This is a genomic window from Candidatus Endomicrobium procryptotermitis (genome assembly GCA_031279415.1).
Classification (GTDB): Bacteria; Elusimicrobiota; Endomicrobiia; order Endomicrobiales; family Endomicrobiaceae; genus Endomicrobium_B; species Endomicrobium_B procryptotermitis.
In genome coordinates, this window is sequence record JAITIP010000040.1 from 25340 (window position 1) to 49248 (window position 23909).

A 23909-nucleotide genomic window follows, 5' to 3' on the forward strand; every position below is an offset into this window, starting at 1 on the left:
GGTAAGTAAAAAATTGGACATTAAATATTTATTTTATGGGTATTACCAATCCGACTTCGGCGGGACTTCTATAAACCGAAGAATTCATTTTATTTTCATTGTATATACCGTTAAGCCATTTTTCCCCTTCTTCTTTTGACAAGAACTCAACGATACCTTTGGTGTTTTCTGCAATTCTCACTTTATAATCTAAGAAATTACTTATTCTTTTCGGCGTCCATTGAATTATCCATGTTTCCGATATATTTTCCAAAGATGCACAGCTGCCTAAAGCATCGTCAACGGACTGAACAGTCGCAGCTGTAAATTTTTCGGACATTATAGCGTCGTATTCTTTTGCATTCTCTTTTGAAGCTCCGTTTTGTTTTAAGAAATTGACCATAACTTCGTTACCAGCGGCATAATCGAGCGCAGTAAAGCCCGTTTTTTTTTCCTGAGCGTTTACATCGGCTCCATTATCGATTAAATATCTGGCAATATCTATATTCCCTTTCATAACGGCCGTCATCAAAGGCATTTTGCCATTTCTTCCTGCTTTATTGACGTCGGCGCTGTTCTTAATTAAAAATTCGACCATATCAAAATTGTCTTTCAAAACTGCAAGATTTAAAGCGGTTCCGTAATAACCGGCAATATCTATATTTGCGCCGTTGCTCAGCAAAAGCTTAACTGCATCGATATTCCCATTTGTGACACCTATCATCAGTGCTGTACCCCCGTTGTTTTTTACTATATCGGCACCGGCTCCATTTGCCATAAGCAACATGGAAGCTTCTATATTGCCGGCATAAACGGCAAGCATTAAAGCTGTACAGCCATTTTTATTTTTCAGATTTACGATGGCTTTGCATTCTATAAGTGCGTTGAGTATCTCGGTTTGATTTTTACCATATCTGGCGGCAAACATAAGAGCAGTCCAACCTTCTTTAGTCATCGAATTCACGTTAGAACCCGCCAGCTTCTTTACCATTTCGATCTTACCCTGATATGAAGCAATCATAAGCGGCGTCCAGCCTTTATTGTTTTTTGTATTAATATCGGCACCTTTTTCAATCAAAACATCAACCATATCGCTCTTTCCATTATATACGGCTGCTGCTAAAGCCGAAAAACCGTTATTGTCTTTTGCGTTTATGTCAATCCCTTTTTCAATCAATAAGTAAACTGTATCTTTATTTTCCGCTTCGGCAGCCCACATTAAAGCGTTCTCATGAGATTTATTTTTATCGTTTATTTTTGCACCTGCGTTTATCAGTTCATTTATTATTTTTTCATTTCCTGTTCTAGCCGCATGCATAAGCGGGGTAGAACCAAGCGCATCTTTTTTGTTTATGTCTGCACCTCTGAAAATAAGAATATGCACTTCAGCAGCCCTGTTTTCAATTATTGCCGCAGATAGAGGAGTAATTCCTTTTTTATTGGTAATGTTTATATTAGCATTATTATTTAACAGCAGATTTATCATTTCTATACTACCGCTGCGGACAGCTATAAGTAAAGCCGAAGATCCGTCTTTTGCAACGTCGTCAATTTTCGCTTTATTGGCAATAAGCATTTCGACAATTTCCATATTACCTTTAGACACAGCAATCATCAAAGGTGTAATTCCTAAATCCGTTTTTTCGTCCACATTTATTTTAGTTTGGCTTGACAATACGATTTCACGGACTTTTTCGACGTCATTTTCATAAACCGCAGACAAAAGCGGCATTTTTATGTTGTCTATGCCTTCACCATATTTTATACCGGCAAGAACGCCTTTCGTATTGTCGGCAGCTTCTGCTTTAAGAATTTTTTCAAGTTCTTTGTAGCCGTTTTCTTTGGCATATGCCAAAACTTTTTTTCCTTTACTGTCTTTAAAATTTATATCGGCTCCGTATTTAATCAATTTCTTAACCGTGCTTATCCTGTTATTTTTTACGGCAAAAAACAAAGCCGTCATACTTTCGTTATTTCTCTCGTCAACTGCAGCTCCTTTCGAATGTAAAAGAGATACCAGCGTGTCATATCCTTCCGCAGCGGCAAACATCATAGGCGTATTATTCGTTTTCTCTTCTTTTGTGTTAATGTTTGCGCCTTCCGATATTAAAAGTTTAGCGATTTCGGGTTGTTTATTTTCAACTGCTTCAATAAGAGCGGTCTGTCCATCATTATTTTTGAGTTCCGTTTCCGCTCCATTTTCCATAAGTATTTCTATATACTCTCTGTTTCCAGCATATGATGCAAGCATTAAAGGAGTCCAGCCCATGTTATTTCTAGCATTGACTTCGGCCTTTTTGTATATAAGGTCAAGAAAAATGTCTGAAGATTTGCAGTATCTTGCCGCATACATCAAAGCGTTCCATCCTTTCGAATCTTTAATATTTACGTTTAAACTTTTACTTATAATTTTGCGGGCTTCTTTATCGTATCCATTTCTTAAAGCAAGCATAAGAGCCGTTATTCCGTTATTGTTTCTTATATCCGTATCAGCTCCGGCATTAATAATAAACTCGGCCAACTCATAATGCTTATTGTCCAAAGCTATTATAAGAGCTGTAAAATTTAAATCATTTTTTGCATTTATTTCGGCGCCTTTATCTATAAGAAGGCTTATTATTTCGCGATCGCCTTTCTCGGATGCAAACATCAAAGCAGTCCACTTATTTTCATTTTTTACGTTTACATCGGCACCTGCTTCTATGAGCAGTTTCGCCGTAGACAAATTTCCGCTTTTAATCGCAATCATTAACGGCGTCCAATAAGAATTGTTTTTTGCGTTTACATCGGCACTGTCATCTATTAAAAGTTCCGTTATGAAATCGTTTCCGTTTCTGGCTGCAAACATCAAAGCAGTCCAGCCGCTATTTTGTTTTGCTTCGGTTTGTGCGCCGTTATCTATAAGCATTTTTACTATATCTTTATGTCCTTTTTCCGCGGCATGTATAAGAGGAGTCTCACCCGTATAATTTCTGGCGTTGACATCTGCCCTTCTGTCTATTAAAAACCTCACCATGCTGCTATTGCCGGAATGTGCGGCAAACAATAAAGCCGTCCAACCTTCATTTTCTTTAGCGTCAATATCCGCGCCTGCATCTGCAAGCAAAACGGCTATGTTTTTATTACCGCTTTCAACCGCAGCCATCAGAGCCGTAAGTCCTTTATAGCTTTTTACATTGACATCCGCATTCTTTTCCAAAAGTGCTCTGACGACAGCGACATCGCCTTTTTTTGAAGCAAGCATTAAAGGCGTATAACCGTCGGTATCATCTCTCAAATTTATATCAATATTTTCTCCAAAATTTATTAACTCAATCGCCGCCGAAGAATTGCCGAGAATAATCGCTTCAGTAATTTCGTCCGCAGCAGCATTTCCAGCATATGCATAAACAACAAAAAACAAGGCAAATAATAACTTTCTTTTCATTTTCAACCTCTCACATATATAATTATCAATTATTATTATAGCAAACAAATGCGTATTGTTTAATGGGAAGCTGAACAACGGATTTAATCGCGCGCTAAAGCAATCACATACACCTTTGACGCTCCTGACTCTTTAAGAACTTTTGCGCAGGCAGATGCCGTTGCAGAAGTAGTAACAATATCATCCACAAGCAAAACATTCTTCTTTTTTATCAAATTATGATTTTTTACAACAAAAGAATTCTTGATATTTTCGGTTCTTTCTTTTTTGGAAAGTTTAAATTGTGGTTTTGTTATTTTGCTTCTTAAAAGAATTTTTTCAGATACCGGTTTTGAGATGCTTTTACCGACTTCCAAAGCAAGCAGCGCTGCCTGATTATATCCTCTTTTTATCCTTCTGACAATATTTAATGGTACGGGAATCACGATGTCGGTATCATTAAAAAAGTCGTTTTGTTTTAAAACTTCGATCACGCCTTGTGCTAGATCTGCAGCCAAAAATATTCTATCAAAATATTTGAATTTCAATATCAATCTTCTGACGGAATTTTTATATAAATAAGCCGCTCTCATTTTGTCAAAATGAAACTCTTTAGGGTTGTGCCGGCATACATAACAATGCTCACCTCCGTCTTCTAAAGGTAAACCGCATTTATGGCAGATAAAGCCTTTTATTTTATCTAGACTATTTCTACAGCCATCGCAGACTCTTTCTTTTGAAACAGCAGACATCAACTTTCCACAACACGAGCAGGTAACCGGATAAAAAAAGGCCAAAATTCTTAACAATAAATTTTTTATATCGTTTATCAAATTTTCTCCGCAGGTTAAAACAAATTCCACACGTGCTGCTTTTCAGGTTATTCTGTTTTATTTACTACAGATGGTGCCTTCCAGCTGCCGTCAAGAAGATTATCTTTCGGCCAATAACATCTAAGCGCTACAGAAAACTCTTCTTCACCGCAAGGAAGCCAATTACTTTGTTTATCTTTGCCCGGATTATCTTTCTGAATATAAATTTCAAGAGAGCCGTCTTTATTGAATCTCAGGTTATCTTTACTGCCCAATGAAAACCTTTTTATTGAATTTTTGACTAAATAACCGGAACCATTGTACAAAGAAACACTCCATAAAGCGTTTGCGGGAGGGATTTCATCTTTTTTAAAACTTAAAACATATTTTTTCGAAAAATCATATTTTTCATTGTCTGAATCGGCATAAGAATATATGCAGACAATGTCATCATTAAGACTTGCCCCGAAATTTAAATATGCGGTTTTAGCTCTAAGAGTATAATCAACTTTATAACTGCCGAAAGCAAGATTATAGTTCCAACCTTTTTCCGCTCCTTCCATTTTTATGCTTTCTATATTATCTTTCAGCCACCTCGGTATCTCTTTAAAAGCTTCCTGCGTGTCAAAGTCAAATGTTGAAAGATCGAATCTCATTCCCGGAGCTACGCCAATATCCAATATTTTATCTAAAATTTGTTCATCTTGTGAATAAGGCGGATTTTTAAGCATTAAATTATTAAAAGTATTAAAAAAATCACTTATATTCATGGAAAAAACCTGTTCCAAAGGAACTTTTACAGATAAAGTATCATCTGCTACACCTTTAGGAGCGTCATATTTTTTATCGTAAGAACTTAAAGGGTACACCTTTATCGCATTTTGAATCTTTTCTACATCCATTTCGTCTTGTGCATTTTTCACCTGTATTACGCCTGTCACTAATACCATGTTAGTATTAGATCTGTATTCTTCAAAACCTTCGGGAAGAGTGCCTTCCCAGTGTGTTCCCATAACGGCAAATTTATAAGCATTAGTTCCATTTGTGCGTCTTCCAGATGAAGCTAAAACATCAGTCCAAGCATTTATGATTGTAAAAAGAGTGTAACGGTTTGAGGTATCGGGAATTTCAAATAATATCGGTTCTTTCGACAAGTCCAGCCATGCTGCAGAATAAAAAATATCAGAGAGCGGCCTTGTAAAATTCTTAAATTTATCATCGGCAAAAGAATGGAAATGCCTTATTTGATTAACTGGAAGATTTTCAGTGTCGGACAAAGGATTTGTCATATATCTTTTTGTGATTTCAGCTAAAACCATCGGAAATCCATAGACATAAGCTTCTTTGGCAATCTGTACCATCTGCATTCTTTTCATAGCTATATTGTCTGGTTGCGATTGAGCAGCCTCTTTACCGCATCCAAACAAAAATGCCGAAATGCAAAATATAAAAGCGGTAAAATATAAAACTGCATTTTTCATAATATCCTCCGCAAAATAAATAACTAAAAAATCGTGATACTTATCGGACAATGATCTGATCCTTGTACAGAACTGAGAATGTCAGCCATTTTTAAATATTTGAGTGCGCTTTTGGAAACGTAAAAGTAATCTATTCTCCAGCCGACGTTTCTAGTGCGTGCAGCTGTTTTATAATCCCACCATGTATAATTTTCTGCTTCTCTGTTAAAATGCCTGAAAGAATCGACAAAACCCGACTGTTCAAGATCGTCAAGTTTTTTTCTTTCGATTGGCATAAACCCTGACACACCTTCATTTTGTTTCGGCCTTGCCAGATCTATCTCATGATGAGCTGTATTATAATCTCCACAGATAATTACATTTTTTTTGCCGTATTTTCTCAAATATTTGATAAAGTAATCGTAAAAATCTAATTTGTAGTCTAGCCTTTCTTTTGAAGCTCCACCATTAGGAAAATAAATATTAAACAGAACAAAATTATCAAATTCGAGTTTTAAAACTCTGCCCTCAGAGTCAAACTTTTCATTTTCAATACTTGTCTCTATGGATAACGGTTTTATTTTTGACCATGCCGCAACTCCGCTGTAGCCTTTTTTTTGTGCGCAAGAACAGTAAAAATTATATCCTTCCGCTTCGGCAAGTTCTTTTGGAAACTGCTCTTTTTCGGCTTTCGTTTCCTGAAGGCATACGATGTCCGCGTTTTCACTTTTGAACCATTTTGCAAAATCTTTTTTGTAAACGGCTCTTACTCCGTTGACGTTCCACGATATTATTTTCATTTACAGATACAGACCTTTTAAAAAATCCTGCTTTAAATCCTTTTTATTTTGTCTTTGTGATAATATTTTTCAGCAGTTTCAACATTTCTGGGCATCTCGTTTCCTTTCATCTTTATATGCAAGACAAAAAATACAGGAATTATCTGGACAGCCTAAAGTGGACTGAAATATCAGACTGTCCGCTTCACCAAGAGGTTTTATTGCCGTACTCCCTTTGTAATTAAGAAGTATTTATTTCTCTTCCGATTCCAATACGAATTTAGCCTCTTTAATATTAATTTCAACCTGTTTAGCGCTTTCGGAATCGTTTAATGCTTTATATAAATTAAGAGACTCTTCAAACATTTCAAGAGACTCCTTTATTTTTGACTTATTGCCTTTTTTCTCCGCTTCGGTAAAAACAATCAAAGCGAGATTGTTTTTTATTTTAGCAAGAAGTTTTTTATTATTGGGCTTTATTTTTTTTAAAGCTTTTTCGTATTCCTTAGCGGCTCTTGAAAAATTTCCAACGGCTATATATTTTTCCGATTTTGAAACATACCATGCAGACAAAACTCTATCGGCTGAGTTATTGATTAAACCTATTATGTCTATGAGAATTCCCGAAATGACAAGCCCGGCGATAAATCCCACAATTATGGTTACGGCAGGCTTGTTTTTTTTCATTTTAAAATTTCGCGTTTAGGATAACCATAAAAGGAATGGACGAATTTTTAATGAAATTTGCGATGCCTAATTGAACTCCGTAAATGTCATCAGTCTTATTTACGATTCCGAGCTGAAGACCTTTAACGGATTTTGATTTATTAAAAATACCAATCTGCACTCCAGCAATATGCCCTTCGTTAAAATTTACGAAGCCACATTCGAACCCGCGCAAAGCTTTTGACCAATTTACAATTGCTACTTGAGCACCTATTATGTTTTCTGTTCTTCCATAGATAAAATTCCATGCCAGCCCTATTACTTTAGGCGTGTCAGACCCTAGACCAAACTCCAAGACGCTGACTGAATCGTCAGAAGGTAATGCAGTTTTCTCCCAAAGAGACAATTTAAAAGGAGCTTCGGCCATAGAAATGCATGAAAACATTACAACCACACATACCGACAGCAATATTTTTCTCATAGCAAACCTCCTCTATCTTTTGTTTTCAGATATTTACATCTGTTTTTATTTATTGGCTTTTTAAGTTTCTATATTTCAAATTTAACATTAAGGATGACCATTACGGGCACATAGGAATTTCTCATAATATTAATAAGTCCGAGCTGTACGCCTTTTGCGTCTCTTGCCGTGTTAATCAACCCAATCTGCAAGCCTCTGAAAACGGTTGCAGAGTTTATAAGACCAATCTGCACTCCGTTCATCTCTTCGGCAACTTTGTTAAAAATAACGCCAATCTGCAATCCGCGAAAAAATTTTGCCCTGTTAACTGCACCAATCTGCATACCGCTAAAATCTCCATCGTGATTAGTAAGATTCGAAATCCCCATCTGAAGTCCGATAAATTTACGAGACCTTGTAACAAATGCAGTCTGCAAACCTATCATATTGTCTGATTTTGAAAATAAAATATTGTACTGAATGCCTTTTAGTACAGGAGAATATGACGCAAGCCCCAATTCAACTCCATAAACATCTCCTACCGGAGGCAGAGCTATCTTTTTTCCCCACACAGAAAGTTTTAATGGTGTAAATGCTGCAAAAGCGCTGACGGAAAACATCGCAATAACTGTCACTGCTAATAAACATCTTTTCATTGTAAAACGTCCTCCTTTTTACTTTACTTCAAAAACAACTTTATGTCATTTCTTAATTTATCTATTCCATTTCTCTTTTTCGCACTTACGGCAAATACATCTTTTTTATCTATTTCAAAATATTCGGATATTTTATTTTCAACCTCAGGCATATTGACTTGCGGAATTTTGTCGCATTTGTTTGCTACGATTTTAAAATCGATTCCATTATCTTTAAGCCAATAAGCCATGTCATAATCCAGTTCGGTCGGTCCGACAAAAGCATCAACTATTATGTAAACAGCTTTTTTTGTTTTTCTTTCAACTATACAGTCTTCTATCATTTTCTGCCAGTGTCTTTTTTCTTTAGGGCTGACTCTGGCAAAACCGTATCCGGGAAGATCTATTATCCATTTTCCCGTTGAAACGTCATATACGTTAATCGTTCTTGTTCTTCCTGGAGTTTTTGACGTATACGCAAGTTTTTTCTGCGAACATAAAGCGTTTATAGTGCTGCTTTTTCCCACATTTGAACGACCACAAAAAATAACTTCTGCAATATTTTTAGGAAGAGTTTCGGCTTCTGTCACTGCCATGAAAAAAGCCATTTTTTCAAGCATTAATTTCTCATTTTCGCCAGCAGCCTCAGCAATTCAAGATAAAGCCATATCAGCGTCACCATAAGCGCAAACGCTCCATACCATTCCATATATTTTGGCGCTCCGACTCTGGCTCCGTTTTCAATCAAATCAAAATCGATAATAAGATTAAAAGCCGCAATTGAAACTACAAACACGCTTATACATATTCCCAACAGAGAAGAGTCATGTATATAAGGAAAATTCGTTCCCGCAAACGTATTCATAAGCAAATCTATTATATATACGAAAAATATCGCCAAAGTAGCCATAATTACGCCTTTTTTAAATCTTGGCGTAGCTCTTAACACGCCGCTTTTGTATGCCGCAAGCATACAGAACAAAACGGCGATTGTCAAAAGTATGGCATTGATTACAATGCCGGGATACATTCTTTCAAAATACAATGAAAGAGCTCCCAAAATCAAACCTTCGGAAATCGCATAAAACGGCGAAAGAAACGGAGATGCTACTTTCTTAAATGCCATTATAAGAACCAAAATTACCCCTGTTATGATAAGCGGAAATATTAAAGGCACAGTAATATGCGGATGCGTCCATGAAAAAACTGCGCTCACTCCTAACAGCAACCACAAAATTATACTTTTGTTAATCGTTCCTGAAACGGTCATCCCTTCCGAGATTCCCTGATTTCTAAATACTTCTTCCTTTAAAAGCGGATTTGCCATTTTTGCCTCCCGGGCTGTTTTTAAATATGCCCTTTTATTTTTCTATACGACTTTGTTATGATATTTTTCTGATTTACAAAGTAAAGAAGTTCCACTGCCCGTTCTATAGACGCCCATTCTAATTGCGCTATTTCTTTCCTATCGTAATTTAAAGGCTGCGAAAAAGTTTGTGCAAGAAAATAAATTGAATGTTTTTCTGTCGTCATGCCTTTTGTCTCGGGACGAGTGCCTTCAATTATATAAATGTCTTCTTCTTTAAATCCTTCTACAAAATTCATATCTTTAATTCCGGTTTCTTCAAAAATTTCTCTTTTCGCTGCATGTAATCCTGTTGTATCGCTTTCTTCAATATGCCCTTTCGGGAATCCCCATTTATCGCTTCTTTTTGATTTAACAAGCAGAAAAAGAGGTTCTTCATTTTCTATCTTATATATTACTGCACCATAAGAGTATTCTTTCAGCATTGTATCCTCTAATTTTAATTTCTAAATATATTGAAAGAAAAACCCAAAGCGACATAAATAAGAGTCTCGATGTCTTCAGTCCAGCTATGAGCCGTGATTCTAGCATTTTCAAAATAAACTTTATAGCCGAATTCTGTAGTAAACCACGGACCAGTTTTCAAAAACAGCTTGTTTTCCCATCTAAAATCTTCTCCATCTTTAAAAGTTTCATATATTCTGGCTTCAGAAACAAATTTTGCATCTTTATGAAAAAGTAAATCATAATTGGCAACAACTTCCGCTCCAGAATTTCTTTTATTGCCGTTTATAGAGTCATCAATCTGTTTGAGCGCTACACCTGCTCTCAACTTAAGAGCATTGATATTGTTCGAAAAAACTGTAAAGTTAAAGCCGGCAGACTCTATATAGCTTACGGGATCCATAAACTTATTATTTTGCGACTGCACGTAAAATGAAACATACGGCTGCAGCAATTTATAAATTTTATAGGTATAAACAGCGTTAAATTCAAAATGATCAATGCTTATCTCAGAGTTCTTTTTCGTCTCGCTTTCACCATATTCTTCTTTAAAAGTAATAAGCCAGTTTGATTTATAAGAATCGCGTTCAGCGCTTAAAAACAATTTAGCCTGCCACATTCTTGAAAAGCTTTCTTTCCCCGTCCAATTTTTGCTTACCGCCGTTTGATTATATGCCCAAATTAAAATTCCAGAAGTTTTCCAATTTACTTGCGCCGTCACAGGTTTTTGTTCGTCATTTGCATTGCTCTCATCCTGTGAATACAAAGCCGCAGACACTGAAATGCAAAACACTACTGCAAATAATAATCTTTTCACTTAACTTAAACTTTTGCCCTTTTTATATTTCTTCTTTTGACACTATTTTATCCGCTTTTATAAGCTCGTTACTTATTTTATATATTATTTTTTCTCTAGGCAATATCCCCATCTGTTTAAACATTACATCCCCGTGACCTTTGTTTACCGACATTCCTTCAATAAAATGTATTATATCCGATTCGTTTAAAAGATTTGCAAGCTTTGCAGGCGGTGTCTGTGCTTTTTGAAGAATTTCTTTGTCATTTATAATATTAAAACACTGATTTAAAGTTATCGCGCCTTCGGAAGCAAAGTCTAGACCTTCTATTTCATATTCTGGAGGAATGAAATCCATAAAAAAAGACGCGTCAATTTTAGCCTTCTTGCCGCTCACTCTGCAAAAAATGTCCATTGTTGTTGAGCCACACACGGCTTTTTTCCCTTCAAAAGAAAGAAGCTTTTCAACGGCTTTTTCATCATCTGTTTTTAACAGCGGCGGTCCAGAAAAAACGCAAAATGCGTTCGACTGTCTAGCCGAAAGAATTACTGTGGTCATGTCATCATCAAAGGATCCTGAAATTTCACGCGCTTTTAACGTAAGCATTTTTGGCATATCCGCAAGCATAACTTTATGAAGGTTAAAATTTAGAATGTCTAAAGCTCCTTTCGCACCTAAGACTCCGGACGATCCCATTCCGGCCTGCGTTATGCCGTCAGAAACAAAACATAGAGCGTCATTTTCTTTTAAACTGAAGTTTGCTTCATGAAAACTTCCAACGCGGTCATATTTTACCGAAGACCATTTTCCTCCATCTTCAAGCATAAACGGCATAGGCATTTCATAAGCGGCCGCAATAACTTTTCCATCGGGAAACAGAACCGCTGCAGACAGCGCACAATAAAAACTGTCCGATGTCTTTGACTTTTCCATTTCGGAAGATATGCGTTCGAATATTTTTCTCAGCGACAGGCCACTTAAAGACAAATTTTTTACCCTTTCGCAGCACATACCAGCAGCAATATTTGCTTTAATTCCCGAACCTATACCGTCGCATAAAATCGCAAGGGTATAAGTGGATTTTCTTAAAATTCCGAAAATGTCTCCGCAGACGCTTTGATTGTTTTTTGATATTGCAAAAACATAATCGTCAAAATAAAGTCGTTTATTGTTCATCATCATTTTCCAAAATTTTAAGAAGCTGGTTTAAAAGTTCTTCGCTTTTAGCCGTGCTTTCTCCCAGAAAAAGCGCCATTTTTTTTGCGCTATCAATCTGATGTTCAAGAAGTTCTTTAGCTTTAAGAAGAGTTTGTTTTTTTATTTCGTTGAGCCTTTCTTTATCGCGGGAAGTTTTCGTTATGTTTATAAAAATTCCTATATATTGCTTATCATCTTTCACAAAATATACTATCTGCCTGCATTTAATGCCGTAAGCATCATAAGAAACGACACTGATTCTGCTTGGCTCTTTAGAGCTTGCCAACATGTAAAATTCCGAAGGGTCAAAAAGCGCAGAAATATGTTTTCCTATAAGAGCTTCTGAAGTTAGAAACATTCTTTTAAAAGCGTCATTCATAGACAAAATATTAAAATTATTATCGGTAATTATTATGCCATTCGGGCTTGTTTCAAATATTTTGTCGGCTTTTACTTCCGCCGCTTTTCTCATAAAAGGAATGCACATTTCGGGTTCGGCCGTTTTATCAAGTACAGCGACAGCTTTGTCGCGGCAGCTGTCATATCCGCAGGCACCGCAGTTAAGTTCGTCTTCTCTTGTAAATTTACCTGTCTTTTCCAAAACTTTCCTTATTTCTTCTTCGGAATATCTTATGTGTTTTACGTTATAGTTCGGTAAAAAATTAATTTTCAGCGATTTAACATCAACTTCCGGCGTTTTCCCAGATACTTTTGCCATTGAAGCGTAATTTATTATGTCTTTTCTTTTTTCGAATATATTTTTATCGTTTCCAATCCCCGGCCCGTTTATGCATCCATTATCACAAAATAGAGGCTCAATTAAAACACCATCAGAACAATCTATATCATCAACGGCGTTTTTTAAATCTTCAAAGCCACTGACATGAAAAATTTGTTTGTCCAAACCGTCGTTTTCAATCGAAGCGGTTTTCAAAAGCCCGCCAGGAAGCGGAAAAAATCTCGATTTTCCGGGAACCTCTTCATCAAAGCAGCCGTCCTCAAGAGACAAAAGATTTATGCCATTGTCTGCAAAAAGCTCTTTAAGCTCGGCAAAAGTTAAAGCGTATTCGACAGAACCTTTGGCGTTTTCCCAAAGAATTTCACTTTTTTTTGCAACGCATGGACCAGCAAAAATTATTTTTACCTCTTCTCCGAATTTTTTCTTTATCTTTTTCGCATGCGCTATCATCGGAGAAACGACATTTATAAGATTTGCGGTATTGTCTTGCCTGTACATTGTCACATAATTTACAGCGGCCGGACATGCTGTGCATATTTTTGTTTTATTATCTTTAGCGGCGCGTTTTGCCGTGGCTATCGCCGTATCGTAAGCGCCTATCGCAGTTTCTGCAACGTGACAAAAGCCAAGTTTTTTTAATGCCGTAGGAATCTTTCTTATTTCAGTACCGTCAAAAGCGCAGACAAACGACGGTGCCAGTGTTATGGCAATTTTCAATTTATTTTTCCTGCTTTCTTCAAGCAGCATTTCAACATTTGAAACGTCGTTTCTAAAAGTTTTCGCACCCTGCGGACACTCTCTTATACACGTTCCGCAGACTATGCATCTTTCATTGTTTACATTTGCCTGTGAACCGGAAAAACTTATCGCTTTTACGGGACATACCCTTATGCACCTGTAACAGTCTTTACATTTCGCCGACAAAGTATATACAATTTTTTCAGCCATTTTATCACCTTAAATCGAATTCTTTTAAGATTTCGTAACGGTTTATGCCTGGCCGCAGAACGCTGTTGACCAGAACGACTTTTTTCACCGTAAATCTTCCGAATTCTTTTTCTTTGATAAAACTTTCCGACAAATATTTATCCAGCAGGCTTTCCCTAACACAGTTATTTCTAAACCGCACCAAAGTTATATGTGCGATGTACTCATTCTGCGAATTGTCCATGCTCAAAGCCATTTTTTTTAAAGAAAACGTTTTGTCTTTGACACCCGCCCATAAAACATCTGCATATTTACTGCGCGAAAAAAAATTGACGCCTTTAACTACAGCTTCAAATTTTCTTATACCTTCAATTGCATTCTCAACAATTTTCAGACATTCTTCGCAATCTTTTTTGCCAAAATATTTGACTGTAATATGCATTTTTGCGCACATAACAGCTTTAACTTTAAAATATTCTGCCGCAGTTTTTGAAAACGCATATATTTTCTCCGCAATATCTGAGGAAATAAATACTGCGGCAAACAATCTCATCTCTTTTTGCCTTTTGAGATACGTGCAGACGTCTTTTTTGCATCTTTATCATTTAAAATTTTGCGGCGCAGTACATCAAGAGCAGTATTTGCCGCACGTTCTCTGATGTCTTTTCTGTTCCCTGAAAAGTTATATTTAAAAATCTGTGTCCCTTTTTTTGAAGCGATTGCAATAAAAACAAGCCCGATGGGCTTTTCTTTTGTCGCTCCGCCGGGTCCTGCTATACCGGTAACCGAAACGGCATAATCGCAATCCGAAACACGCAGCGTCCCTTCCGCCATTTCTTTAGCCGTTTCTTCACTTACTGCACCAAAATCTCTAAGCGTTTCTTCTTTAATTCCGAGCAGTTTCATCTTTGATTCATTTGAATAAGTTACCGCTGAACTTTTGAAATATGCCGAACTGCCAGACGTGTCGGTAATCTTTTTTGAAACAAGCCCACCCGTACAGGATTCAGCAAAAGAAACTGTTTTTTTGTTTTCTATCAAAAGTCTGCCTACCGAATCGGCAAGCTCGTCGTTTCCGGAGCCGAAAATATTGTCTCCGAGTACTTTTTCAAGCTCAAATTTCAGATTACCTGAAATATCATCAACAAGCATTTCATCGGTTCCAGAAACCGCATATTTTACAGTTATAATGCTTCCACTTGCCAGAATTCCAAACTCTATGGCTCCGTTTTCACCGAACCCCACCGCTTCCATAACGGGCTTTATCAGTTCTTCGACAAGAGATTCAGCAAGCCCGAAAATGTGTAAAGACTCGTTTTTTCTTATTCCTGAATGATAGCTTTTGAAAAAAGGTTCCGCGTTTTCGTCAAACATAGGCCGCATTTCTCTAGGCGGGCCAGGAAGCAAAAATATCGTCTTTCTTATTTTCTTTTCACCTTCTTTATATTCAAAATGAAGCAGTTGTCCGGGAGCCGTGCCAAAACGGTTCTCCAAAACTTTGGCTCCCCTGATAATATTTGCCTGCCTCTCATTGATTTTAGGAATTTCAAAAATCGAATGTTTTACAAAAAACTCTTTTATAGAATTTAAAACGTTTTCATCGATATATGTTTCCATGCCAAGTGTCTGCGCAACACTTTCTACAGTTATATCGTCAAAAGTAGGTCCCAACCCACCAGTGACGATAATTATGCTGCTTCTTTCACAGGCTATTTTAAGTTCCTTACAAAGTTCGGCTTTTCTGTCTCCGACGGTTGTTATAAACGACAAATGAAGCCCCAAAAACAAAAGCTTTGAACCTATATATGCGGCAGTGGTATTTATTTTACCGGTCAATAATTCGTTTCCAGTACAGATGAGTTCGATTTTCATGATTTTGACACTCAATTATAATATTCGGACTTAGAGCCGCTGACATCTCTGACGGTTGTTTTGACCTCTCCAAACTTAGCTTCATATTTTGTAATATTGTCCTGCAAAGCCGCTATCATCTTTTTTACATGTCCAGGAGAAGTAATAATCCTGCTTCTGACTTTCGCTTTGCGGTTTTGCGGCTGAAAGAAAATAAAATCAATAACAAACTCACTTTCGGAATGCGTTATCAAAGCCAGATTCGAATAAATCCCGTTTGAAGTCTGCTCGTCTATTTCTATTTCTATTTCCCCGTCTTTTTTCTTTTCCATAATTTTTTCCTCCATATTTTTAATTTTGTGATTAACAAAAAATTTTTATATATGCCAAATATAAACTTCTAACTCTCCAGCCTATCCCCTAAATAATAAAGGCACAAACCGGACTTGTATTATAAAAGGAATCATAAATACATGAATTTGTGCTTTACGGTCAAGTTAAAACCTTTATTGTTTTTTACAAGTTTATCATTTTTATTATCTGCGAAATATTGGCTTTTACTTTTTTAGGCTTAACGGCATTTGATACGGCAGTGTCCGGATCTTTGAGACCATGCCCCGTAAGAATACACACCGTTTTTACTGGAAGAGTGGTTTTAAAATATCCCCGTCTTATGTATTTAATAAGTCCCGCAAGCGACGAAGCCGAAGCGGGCTCGCAAAAAACGCCTTCATTTATAGCAATCATCGAATAAGCTTCGAGTATTTCTTCATCGGTAACGGAATCTATAATACCTTTAGATTCATCTCTTGCTTCTTCGGCAGTTTTCCAAGAAGCAGGATTTCCTATTCTTATAGCAGTAGCTATTGTTTCAGGTTTTTCAACGGGACTGCCTTTGACTATCGGTGCTGCTCCCGCAGCTTGAAAACCCATCATTTTCGGAAGTGCATATTGTTTTGGAAAAAGTCCATTATATTCTTTGTATCCTTTCCAGTAAGCTGTAATATTTCCAGCGTTTCCAACTGGCATAAACTGATAATCGGGCGATTGCCCGAGCGTTTCGCATATCTCGAAAGCAGCCGTCTTCTGTCCTTCTATTCTAAAAGGATTTATCGAATTTACAAGCGTAAGTGGATATTTTTCGCTAAGCTCTTTTACGAGATTTAACGCTTCGTCAAAATTTCCGTCAACTTCCAAAACTTCAGCGCCATGCATAACAGCCTGAGAAAGTTTTCCCAAAGCTATTTTCCCTTCGGGAATTAAAACTATGCATTTTATCGCCGCTCTTGCAGCATATGCCGCAGCTGATGCAGAAGTATTTCCTGTTGAAGCACATATAACGGCTTTGCTTCCTTCTTCAACTGCTTTGGAAACAGCCATCGTCATTCCCCTGTCTTTGAAGGAACCTGTAGGGTTCATGCCTTCAAATTTAAAATATATTTCGCCGTTAAATCCAAGTTTTTTCGACAGATTTTTTGCGGGAATAAGCGGAGTGCTTCCTTCTTGAAGTGAAATTACTGGAGTTTTTTCGTTAACCGGCAAAAATTTTCTATACTTTTCTATCAAACCTTTGTAGTGCATTTTCGCAGTCCTTTATGTAAATTTTTATTGATGTTCAAATTGTATTATTTTAAACCGTTAAAATCAAACAGTTGTAAAAATGTTATCTCTCTATGATTTTGGAAATATTAACTGAAAGGATTTTTCGTTTGCTTTCCTGTGGTATGTTTAAATTATAGATAAACTCTACTTCATCTTTTGGCATCTGCATAGGAAAATCAGAACCATAGATAATTCTGTCAAAACCGTGTTTTTCAAAAAATTTGTCCAAAAGCTCTCTTTTCATCGCTCTTATGCTGTCTGAAGTGTCAAAATAGATATTTCTGCCGGCAAGTTTATCCAAAACTTCTTCCCATATCATAAATCCGCCCATATGTGCTCCGATTATTTTCATTTCTGGAAATTTGCCGAGCAGTTTTATTATTCTGTTAGGAGAAGATTTAATTTCGCCAGGAGAACTGAGTTCAATTCCGCAGTGAAATATTACAGGAAGATTAAATTTCTGAAGTTTTTCATAAAGAACAAAGGCTTTTTTATCATCGACATAAAAATTCTGAAATTCCGGCTGCAGCTTAATTCCGAAAGCATTGTCTTTTATTCTTTTTATTTCTTCGTTAAGAGCATGCGTTCCTGCAAACTCATGAAAAAAGGGGTGCATTGAAGCAAAAGGAATAAACCTTTCATTCTTTATCGAAAAAAGCCAGTTATTTATTGAGATTACTTGATCTGGACGAGATGCTACAGAAGAAATAACGCTTTTGCTTATTGTAGCCGCGTCCATATATTTCAAGAGATTATCGGCTATCGGCAAATCAATCATCTTATGATTAAAAGCGCGTTCAAGATACTCTTTCGCTTTTTGAGCCACTTTTTCAGGCCAGATATGACAATGCGAATCTATTATTTCCATTTTATTTCTGAAGAAGCATTATTGCGCTTACCATATATATATCATCGGCATTACAGCCCCTGCTTAAATCGCTCACAGGCAAAGCAAGTCCCTGAATTATCGGGCCTAGAGCCTGAAATCCGCCGAGCCTTTCAGCCATTTTGTAACCTATGTTTCCTGCATTTAAATCAGGAAATATAAATATATTCGTTTTGCCCGCGACTTTAGAATCTGGCGCTTTTCTTTTTGCCACGTCTTCTATAACCGCTGTGTCAAACTGCAATTCGCCGTCAATATTTACGCTTTTATCGTTTTCAAAAAGTTCTTTTGTCAGTTCTACGGCTTCCATTATTTTATCTAAAATTTTATGTTTTGCGCTGCCTTTTGTGGAAAAGGAAAGAAAAGCTGTATTAATCGTTTTTTCTGGAAAAAGCTTTTTATAGTTGTATATTGTGGCATTGGCTATATCTTTAAGTCCTAAAGAAGAAGGGTCAGGATTTACGCCGCAGTCAGCAAATAGTACTGGTTCTTTTACGATTTTATGATTTTCTGGAGGTATCATAAGAAAGAAAGAAGATATAAGCCTTATTCCTTCCATTGTTCCTATAGTGTGAAGAGAGGCTCTTAAAACATCAGCGGTATCGTAAACGGCTCCGCAGACGCATGCATCGCATTTTTTGCTTTTAAGATACATCATTGAGAAATAAAGAGGAGTTTTTAAAAGATTCAGCGCTTCTTGTTGATTCATACCTTTTTTTACACGCGCAACGACAAAATCCTCTATAACTTTTTCATCGATTAAAGCACTGTCTATGTGCACGAGTTCTATACCGGAAAGATTTACGCCTGCGGACTCCGCAGCATCTTCAACGGATTTTAAATCCGATATCGGCAAAACGACGGAAGCTATTGCATCTTTAACCAACATCTGTGCAGCTTTCAAAACTCTGGCATCTGTACTTTCAGGCAAAATTACTTTTCCTTTTACTTTTGACGCCATATCCAGAATATGTTTTCTTATGTCCATAATAATCTCCCGTTTTTTGATTTTTAAAAAGGTGTTTTAATTCTATCATATTTTTGAGCTTTTGTAAGAACAAGACGTAATCTATTTTTATTATTAGTTTCTATTTCTTTAATTTTATTTACTGTTGTAAGCACCTTGTATATCTCCCTTCATCGTCTTTGTTGACTAAACAAGCTCATTAATGTAGAATTTATAAAAGTTCAATTATGAAAAAGATAATCATTTTGTTATCATTTTTTGGATTTTATATTTTTTGTGGCTGCGTTTCAAAATTAAAATATAAAGATATAGTTTTTAAGTTGGAACAGGGTAATTTATCTCAATCTAGGCTTAGGCAAGAAAATGATAAATTATCTGCTGAGGTAAAAAATTTAGAATACAGAAATGCATATCTTCAATCAGTTATAGAAGGATATGAAGAGAGAATTAAAACTCTTGAAAAATACATAAAATCTTCAAAAAAAATTCAAAATAAAATGATTATGAAAATTTCTGTAGCCAGGCAAAAACTTAAAGAAAAGCTAAACATAAAAGAGTTAGAGCTGGAAGCTTTGCGCGAACAAAATTACAAGCTTATTAATCGCCTTGAGTCACAATCTGCCAATCAGACTCCACAAAAGGAAATATCTCAAAAATAAATGGAATCTCTCTTAATCTCTTTCTTTCTGATATTTATTGCCGAGATGGGTGACAAAACGCAGCTTATGGCGTTGGCCTTTACTGTGAGATTTAATGCTTTACAGGTAATTCTTGCAATTTCGGCAGCAACAATTCTAAACAATTTAATAGCGGTAACTGCTGGAAGTTTATTGTCCGGCGTTTTTTCTTTGTCAATAATAAAAATTATAGCTTATGTGCTTTTTATTCTTTTCGGATTTTGGACATTGTACGGAAATGTCGAAGAAAAAGAAAGCAAAGGAAAAAAAATTTTCATAAATCCGTTTTTTACTGTCGCAGCATTTTTTTTTATATCGGAGTTTGGCGATAAAACACAGATAGCCGCCATGACTCTTACTATGAATTACCTCGCTCCTTTCTATGTTTTGGCCGGAGCTTCTGCCGGTATGATTTGTGCCAATCTTATAGCAATAGCGATAGGAGTGTTTTTAGGTAAAAAAGTTTCCGCAGAAACGATGAGATGGGTTTCCGCTTTACTTTTTATTTTTTTTGGCCTAGCGGGTTTTTGGAGCATTTTAAATACTGCAGGTTTTTTGAATGCTTTAATGTACGAAATAATACTTGTTTTTGCGGTGTCGCTAATCGTTTTTACGATAATAAAGATAAATAAAAAAAAGAATAAATTCTAAATCAGGCAGCGATTTGTCTCCATGTTCCATCTGCCCTGTATGTGAGAGATGAATTTAAGAAATTTATACAGAAAATGTCTTATTATAAAAATCATGAATGAAATAAAAAAATTTCCTTATACTGATATTTTAGGCTGGTCTGTTTCACGCTTTGACAGGTTTTCAAACTGTAAAAGGCAATATTTTTATGATTATTACGCAAAATATGATAAAGACATCCCTTTTGCAAAATTGCAATTTTTGAAATCTCTCACGTCAAAAGCGCTTGAAACCGGAAATATAGTTCACGATATAATAAGAGATGCGCTCCAGAGGTTTCAAAAAAGTTCAAAACCTATAAATAAAGATAAATTTTTTAAATATTCTTATAATCTTGCTGAACGTTACTGCAATGCAAAGACTTTTTTTGAAAGTTATTACAATAATGAAATAGTTACCGTGCAGGAAATTTACAATAAGGTTAAACTGATTCTTGAAAATTTTATTGAAAGCGGTCGTTTTGCGTGGATTGAAAAATATGCCGTTACAGAAAGTTCCAGTTGGGTTATTGAACCTGCGGGTTTTGGTGAAACCCGTATAAACGGTTATAAGGCTTTTTGTAAAGTGGATTTTTTGTTTCCCATCGGAGATAAAATTTGGATCATGGACTGGAAAACCGGCAAACCCGATGAGAATAAGCATTCTAAACAACTTACGGGCTATTCTCTTTGGGCAAGCTATCATTTCTCAAAGCCCGCATCCGATATTGAGCCGTTAATCGTGTATCTCTCTCCCGTCTACAGCGAAAAAAGTGTTAAAATAGATGATGAAAAAATCAAATCTTTTGCCAATCTTGTCGAGTCTGAAACCAAAGAAATGTATGCTTTCCTCTCTAATATAGAAAAGAACATACCAAATGATAAAAAAGAATTTCCTTTAACCGAGTCAACCTTCTTTTGCAAATATTGCAGTTATAGGGAAATTTGTAAAGGCCGCTAGAATCTTAAGAGTAGCTGAAAATAAACTTTTTTCTCTTATATTTTAAAAATTATTTCGGAGGCAATATAGAAAAAAACAGCAGTTTCGGCTGTGCCCGAAATAGTTTTCGCAAAACGGAATAAAGCCGGCAGAATGAGCATGACCATTTCCAACACACTTTTCATAAAAGAAAACGTCAAATCATGCCGATATGCATAAAACTCTTGTAACCAATATACTTGATGATTACTATAAAACGTTCGGGGGTTTAGTTATTTTTGTAGTAAACAATGACAGCAAAATTCTTTTTTACTTTATTGTTTAGAATTCATTTTAATTTATATAGTTTTTTAGTATAATCAATAAAATTTGCTTTTTTGGGGGGAGTATGTCAGATACATTAAAACAAATTGGAGTCAGGATAAAGGCCATAAGGGAAATATCGGATTTATCGACCTCCGATTTTGCAAAAAGCCTTAATCTTGATACCGAAACCTATCTTAAATACGAGAACGGCGAAGCCGACATTCCTATTAGTGTTTTATCCGCAATTTCAAATACGTATAAAGTTGAGATGACGGCAATATTAACCGGCAATGAGCCCAGACTTTCACGAATTAATGTCGTAAAAGAAGGCAAAGGTTTGAGCATTGAAAGAAGAAAAGAGTATAAATATCAGGATTTGGCATTTAATTTCATACATAAAAAGGCAGAAGTTTTCCTTGTTACCGTTGAACCAAGCAAAGAACCGCCTAAACATGCCTATTCACATCCCGGTCAGGAATTCAATTATATTCTTGAAGGCAGATTGAAAGTTATTTTTGAAGCAAGAGAATATATCCTTGAGGCCGGCGATTCGGTTTATTTTGATTCAGGATACAATCACACAATGTGCGCTGTTGGAGATAAATCTGTAAAATTTTTAGCAATAGTGCTTTAATTAAAAGAGGTAAATAATGTTAGTAGATAAATATACAAAACAGAATTATGAGTCTTATGAAGATTTTATAAAAAACTGCAGGATAACCGTTCCCGATGATTTTAATTTTGGCTTTGATATTGTTGATGAGATTGCAAATTCTCAGCCTGATAAAAAAGCGATGGTTTGGTGTAATGAAGAAGGCGATGAAAGAATTTTTACGTTTGCGGATATAAAAAGAAAAAGCAATCAAACGGCAAATTTCTTTAAGTCGTTAGGTATAAAAAAAGGTGATGCGGTAATGCTTATGTTAAAAAGGCGCTATGAATATTGGTTTTGCATTGTCGCTCTGCATAAAATAGGAGCAATCGCCATACCGGCGACACATCTTTTAACTGTAAAAGATGTTAAATACAGAGTAAAAGCTGCAAATATAAAAATGATTTTTGCCACTGCAGATAAAAGAATTATCGATGTTGTTAACGAAGCCAAAAACGAACTTCAGGAACTCGAATATACAGCTGCAGTAAATGGTCATGCAGACGGCTGGCTTGACTATGGCGTAGAAATTGAAAAGTTTTCAGATATATTCGACAGGCCTCAAGTCGAACACGCCGTAAATAAAAATGATATTTTACTTTTATATTTTACTTCAGGCACTACTGGTATGCCGAAAATGGTATATCATGATTTTTCGTACCCGCTCGGGCACATACTTACAGCAAAATTTTGGCAGAATCTTGATAATGACAGCATTCATTTAACTGTTGCGGATACTGGCTGGGCAAAAGCTTCATGGGGAAAAATTTACGGACAGTGGATAAGCGGAGCCTGTCTGTTTACTTATGATTATGAGAGATTCCATGTTAAAGAATTGCTTGGCGTTATAGCAAAATACAGAGTTACGTCTTTTTGCGCTCCGCCAACAGTTTACAGACATATTATAAAAGAAGATATTTCAAAATATGATTTATCAAAATTGAAATATGCTGAAACTGCTGGAGAACCTTTGAATCCAGAAGTTTTTTATCAATTTAAAAAAATGACGGGACTTGAGATAAAAGAAGGTTTTGGACAGACGGAAACTGTCGTATTTGCCGCTACGTTTCCATGGATGGCTCCAAAGCCGGGTTCAATGGGTAAGCCCGTAGCAGGGTGGGATGTAGATATTGTGGATGACGACAATAATATTTGTGAACCTGGACAGGAGGGACATCTAGTAATAAGAACTAATAAAGAAAAGCCCGTAGGATTGTTTTGCGGTTATTATAATGATGAAATGCTGACGAGAAACGTATGGAGCAATGGAATTTATGATACAGGCGACATTGCCTACAAAGATGAAGACGGTTATCTTTGGTTTGTAGGCCGTTCGGATGACGTTATAAAAAGTTCCGGATATAGAATCGGACCTTTCGAAGTTGAAAGCGCTTTAATTGAACATCCATCAGTACTGGAATGCGCCGTTACGGGAGTGCCCGATGAAGAAAGAGGCGCCATAGTTAAAGCTACGGTAATATTGGCAAAAGGCTATCAGCCGAGTCAAGAACTTATAATAGAACTTCAAGAACATGTCAAAAAAACAACAGCTCCTTATAAATACCCGAGAATTATAGAGTTTGTAAAAGAATTGCCGAAAACCATAAGCGGAAAAATAAGAAGGGTAGAAATCCGAGAAAATGATGAAAACAAATAAGAACGGCAGAAGACTAAAAGCTTATAAAGTTTCAAT

General features: G+C 36.2%; 24 protein-coding genes. 5 read left to right on the forward strand and 19 right to left on the reverse strand.

Going from position 1 to position 23909, the window contains the following annotated elements; all coding sequences use genetic code 11:
• Positions 1-28: 28 nt before the first annotated feature.
• The 19 genes from LBD46_08250 to pta all read right to left on the reverse strand — a co-directional run bounded on the left by LBD46_08250 (position 29) and on the right by pta (position 18994).
• Positions 29-3406 (reverse strand): ankyrin repeat domain-containing protein, encoded by a 3378-nt coding sequence (locus LBD46_08250; protein MDR2427149.1) that lies wholly within the window; start codon positions 3404-3406, stop codon positions 29-31.
• 83 nt (positions 3407-3489) lie between these two features.
• The gene (locus tag LBD46_08255; protein MDR2427150.1) at positions 3490-4248 is read right to left on the reverse strand and encodes a ComF family protein; all 759 of its coding nucleotides are present in this window, start codon (positions 4246-4248) and stop codon (positions 3490-3492) included.
• Between the two features lie 17 nt (positions 4249-4265).
• Positions 4266-5678 carry a DUF1254 domain-containing protein gene (locus LBD46_08260; protein MDR2427151.1) on the reverse strand — a complete coding sequence of 471 codons (1413 nt, stop codon included), beginning with the start codon at positions 5676-5678 and terminating at the stop codon, positions 4266-4268.
• 23 nt (positions 5679-5701) lie between these two features.
• Positions 5702-6457 carry an exodeoxyribonuclease III gene (gene xth, locus LBD46_08265; GenBank protein MDR2427152.1) on the reverse strand — a complete coding sequence of 252 codons (756 nt, stop codon included), beginning with the start codon at positions 6455-6457 and terminating at the stop codon, positions 5702-5704.
• Between the two features lie 231 nt (positions 6458-6688).
• A complete protein-coding gene (locus LBD46_08270; protein ID MDR2427153.1) occupies positions 6689-7123 on the reverse strand; it encodes a hypothetical protein in 435 nt (144 codons plus the stop codon).
• A gap of 1 nt (position 7124) precedes the next feature.
• Positions 7125-7583 carry a hypothetical protein gene (locus LBD46_08275; GenBank protein ID MDR2427154.1) on the reverse strand — a complete coding sequence of 153 codons (459 nt, stop codon included), beginning with the start codon at positions 7581-7583 and terminating at the stop codon, positions 7125-7127.
• Positions 7584-7651: 68 nt separating this feature from the next.
• Positions 7652-8218, reverse strand: coding sequence for a hypothetical protein (locus tag LBD46_08280; protein MDR2427155.1), 567 nt, complete (start codon positions 8216-8218; stop codon positions 7652-7654).
• A gap of 23 nt (positions 8219-8241) precedes the next feature.
• Positions 8242-8817, reverse strand: a complete 576-nt coding sequence (gene yihA, locus LBD46_08285) for a ribosome biogenesis GTP-binding protein YihA/YsxC (protein ID MDR2427156.1) — start codon at positions 8815-8817, stop codon at positions 8242-8244.
• Complete coding sequence (locus tag LBD46_08290) at positions 8817-9524, reverse strand: Bax inhibitor-1/YccA family protein (protein MDR2427157.1); 708 nt, start codon at positions 9522-9524, stop codon at positions 8817-8819. Before LBD46_08290 ends, yihA begins: the two co-directional genes overlap by 1 nt.
• 20 nt (positions 9525-9544) lie before the next feature.
• Complete coding sequence (locus LBD46_08295) at positions 9545-9988, reverse strand: NUDIX domain-containing protein (protein ID MDR2427158.1); 444 nt, start codon at positions 9986-9988, stop codon at positions 9545-9547.
• 14 nt (positions 9989-10002) lie between these two features.
• On the reverse strand, positions 10003-10824 hold the full coding sequence (locus tag LBD46_08300) for a DUF481 domain-containing protein (protein ID MDR2427159.1): 822 nt from the start codon (positions 10822-10824) through the stop codon (positions 10003-10005).
• A gap of 22 nt (positions 10825-10846) precedes the next feature.
• Positions 10847-11980, reverse strand: a complete 1134-nt coding sequence (locus LBD46_08305) for a SpoIIE family protein phosphatase (protein MDR2427160.1) — start codon at positions 11978-11980, stop codon at positions 10847-10849.
• Positions 11970-13688: a 4Fe-4S binding protein gene (locus tag LBD46_08310; GenBank protein ID MDR2427161.1), complete on the reverse strand. Its 1719-nt coding sequence runs from the start codon at positions 13686-13688 to the stop codon at positions 11970-11972. Before LBD46_08310 ends, LBD46_08305 begins: the two co-directional genes overlap by 11 nt.
• A 4-nt stretch (positions 13689-13692) precedes the next feature.
• On the reverse strand, positions 13693-14220 hold the full coding sequence (gene thpR / locus LBD46_08315; GenBank protein ID MDR2427162.1) for an RNA 2',3'-cyclic phosphodiesterase: 528 nt from the start codon (positions 14218-14220) through the stop codon (positions 13693-13695).
• Positions 14217-15554 carry a competence/damage-inducible protein A gene (locus tag LBD46_08320; GenBank protein ID MDR2427163.1) on the reverse strand — a complete coding sequence of 446 codons (1338 nt, stop codon included), beginning with the start codon at positions 15552-15554 and terminating at the stop codon, positions 14217-14219. Before LBD46_08320 ends, thpR begins: the two co-directional genes overlap by 4 nt.
• Complete coding sequence (locus LBD46_08325; GenBank protein MDR2427164.1) at positions 15551-15850, reverse strand: DUF3467 domain-containing protein; 300 nt, start codon at positions 15848-15850, stop codon at positions 15551-15553. The genes LBD46_08320 and LBD46_08325 overlap by 4 nt, the downstream gene beginning before the upstream one ends.
• A gap of 184 nt (positions 15851-16034) precedes the next feature.
• Entirely contained in the window at positions 16035-17099 is a 1065-nt protein-coding gene (thrC, locus tag LBD46_08330) for a threonine synthase (GenBank protein MDR2427165.1), read from the reverse strand.
• Positions 17100-17181: 82 nt separating this feature from the next.
• Positions 17182-17988: an amidohydrolase family protein gene (locus tag LBD46_08335; protein MDR2427166.1), complete on the reverse strand. Its 807-nt coding sequence runs from the start codon at positions 17986-17988 to the stop codon at positions 17182-17184.
• Between the two features lies 1 nt (position 17989).
• A complete protein-coding gene (pta, locus tag LBD46_08340; protein MDR2427167.1) occupies positions 17990-18994 on the reverse strand; it encodes a phosphate acetyltransferase in 1005 nt (334 codons plus the stop codon).
• Positions 18995-19200: 206 nt separating this feature from the next.
• Between pta and LBD46_08345 the strand changes: the two genes are divergently transcribed.
• From LBD46_08345 to LBD46_08365, 5 genes are all read left to right on the forward strand, one after another.
• A complete protein-coding gene (locus LBD46_08345) occupies positions 19201-19632 on the forward strand; it encodes a hypothetical protein (protein MDR2427168.1) in 432 nt (143 codons plus the stop codon).
• Complete coding sequence (locus LBD46_08350) at positions 19633-20301, forward strand: TMEM165/GDT1 family protein (protein MDR2427169.1); 669 nt, start codon at positions 19633-19635, stop codon at positions 20299-20301.
• A 48-nt stretch (positions 20302-20349) separates the two neighbouring features.
• Positions 20350-21279 (forward strand): PD-(D/E)XK nuclease family protein, encoded by a 930-nt coding sequence (locus LBD46_08355; protein MDR2427170.1) that lies wholly within the window; start codon positions 20350-20352, stop codon positions 21277-21279.
• A gap of 367 nt (positions 21280-21646) precedes the next feature.
• Positions 21647-22198: an XRE family transcriptional regulator gene (locus LBD46_08360; protein MDR2427171.1), complete on the forward strand. Its 552-nt coding sequence runs from the start codon at positions 21647-21649 to the stop codon at positions 22196-22198.
• Positions 22199-22214: 16 nt separating this feature from the next.
• The gene (locus LBD46_08365; GenBank protein MDR2427172.1) at positions 22215-23873 is read left to right on the forward strand and encodes an AMP-binding protein; all 1659 of its coding nucleotides are present in this window, start codon (positions 22215-22217) and stop codon (positions 23871-23873) included.
• Positions 23874-23909 lie beyond the last annotated feature (36 nt).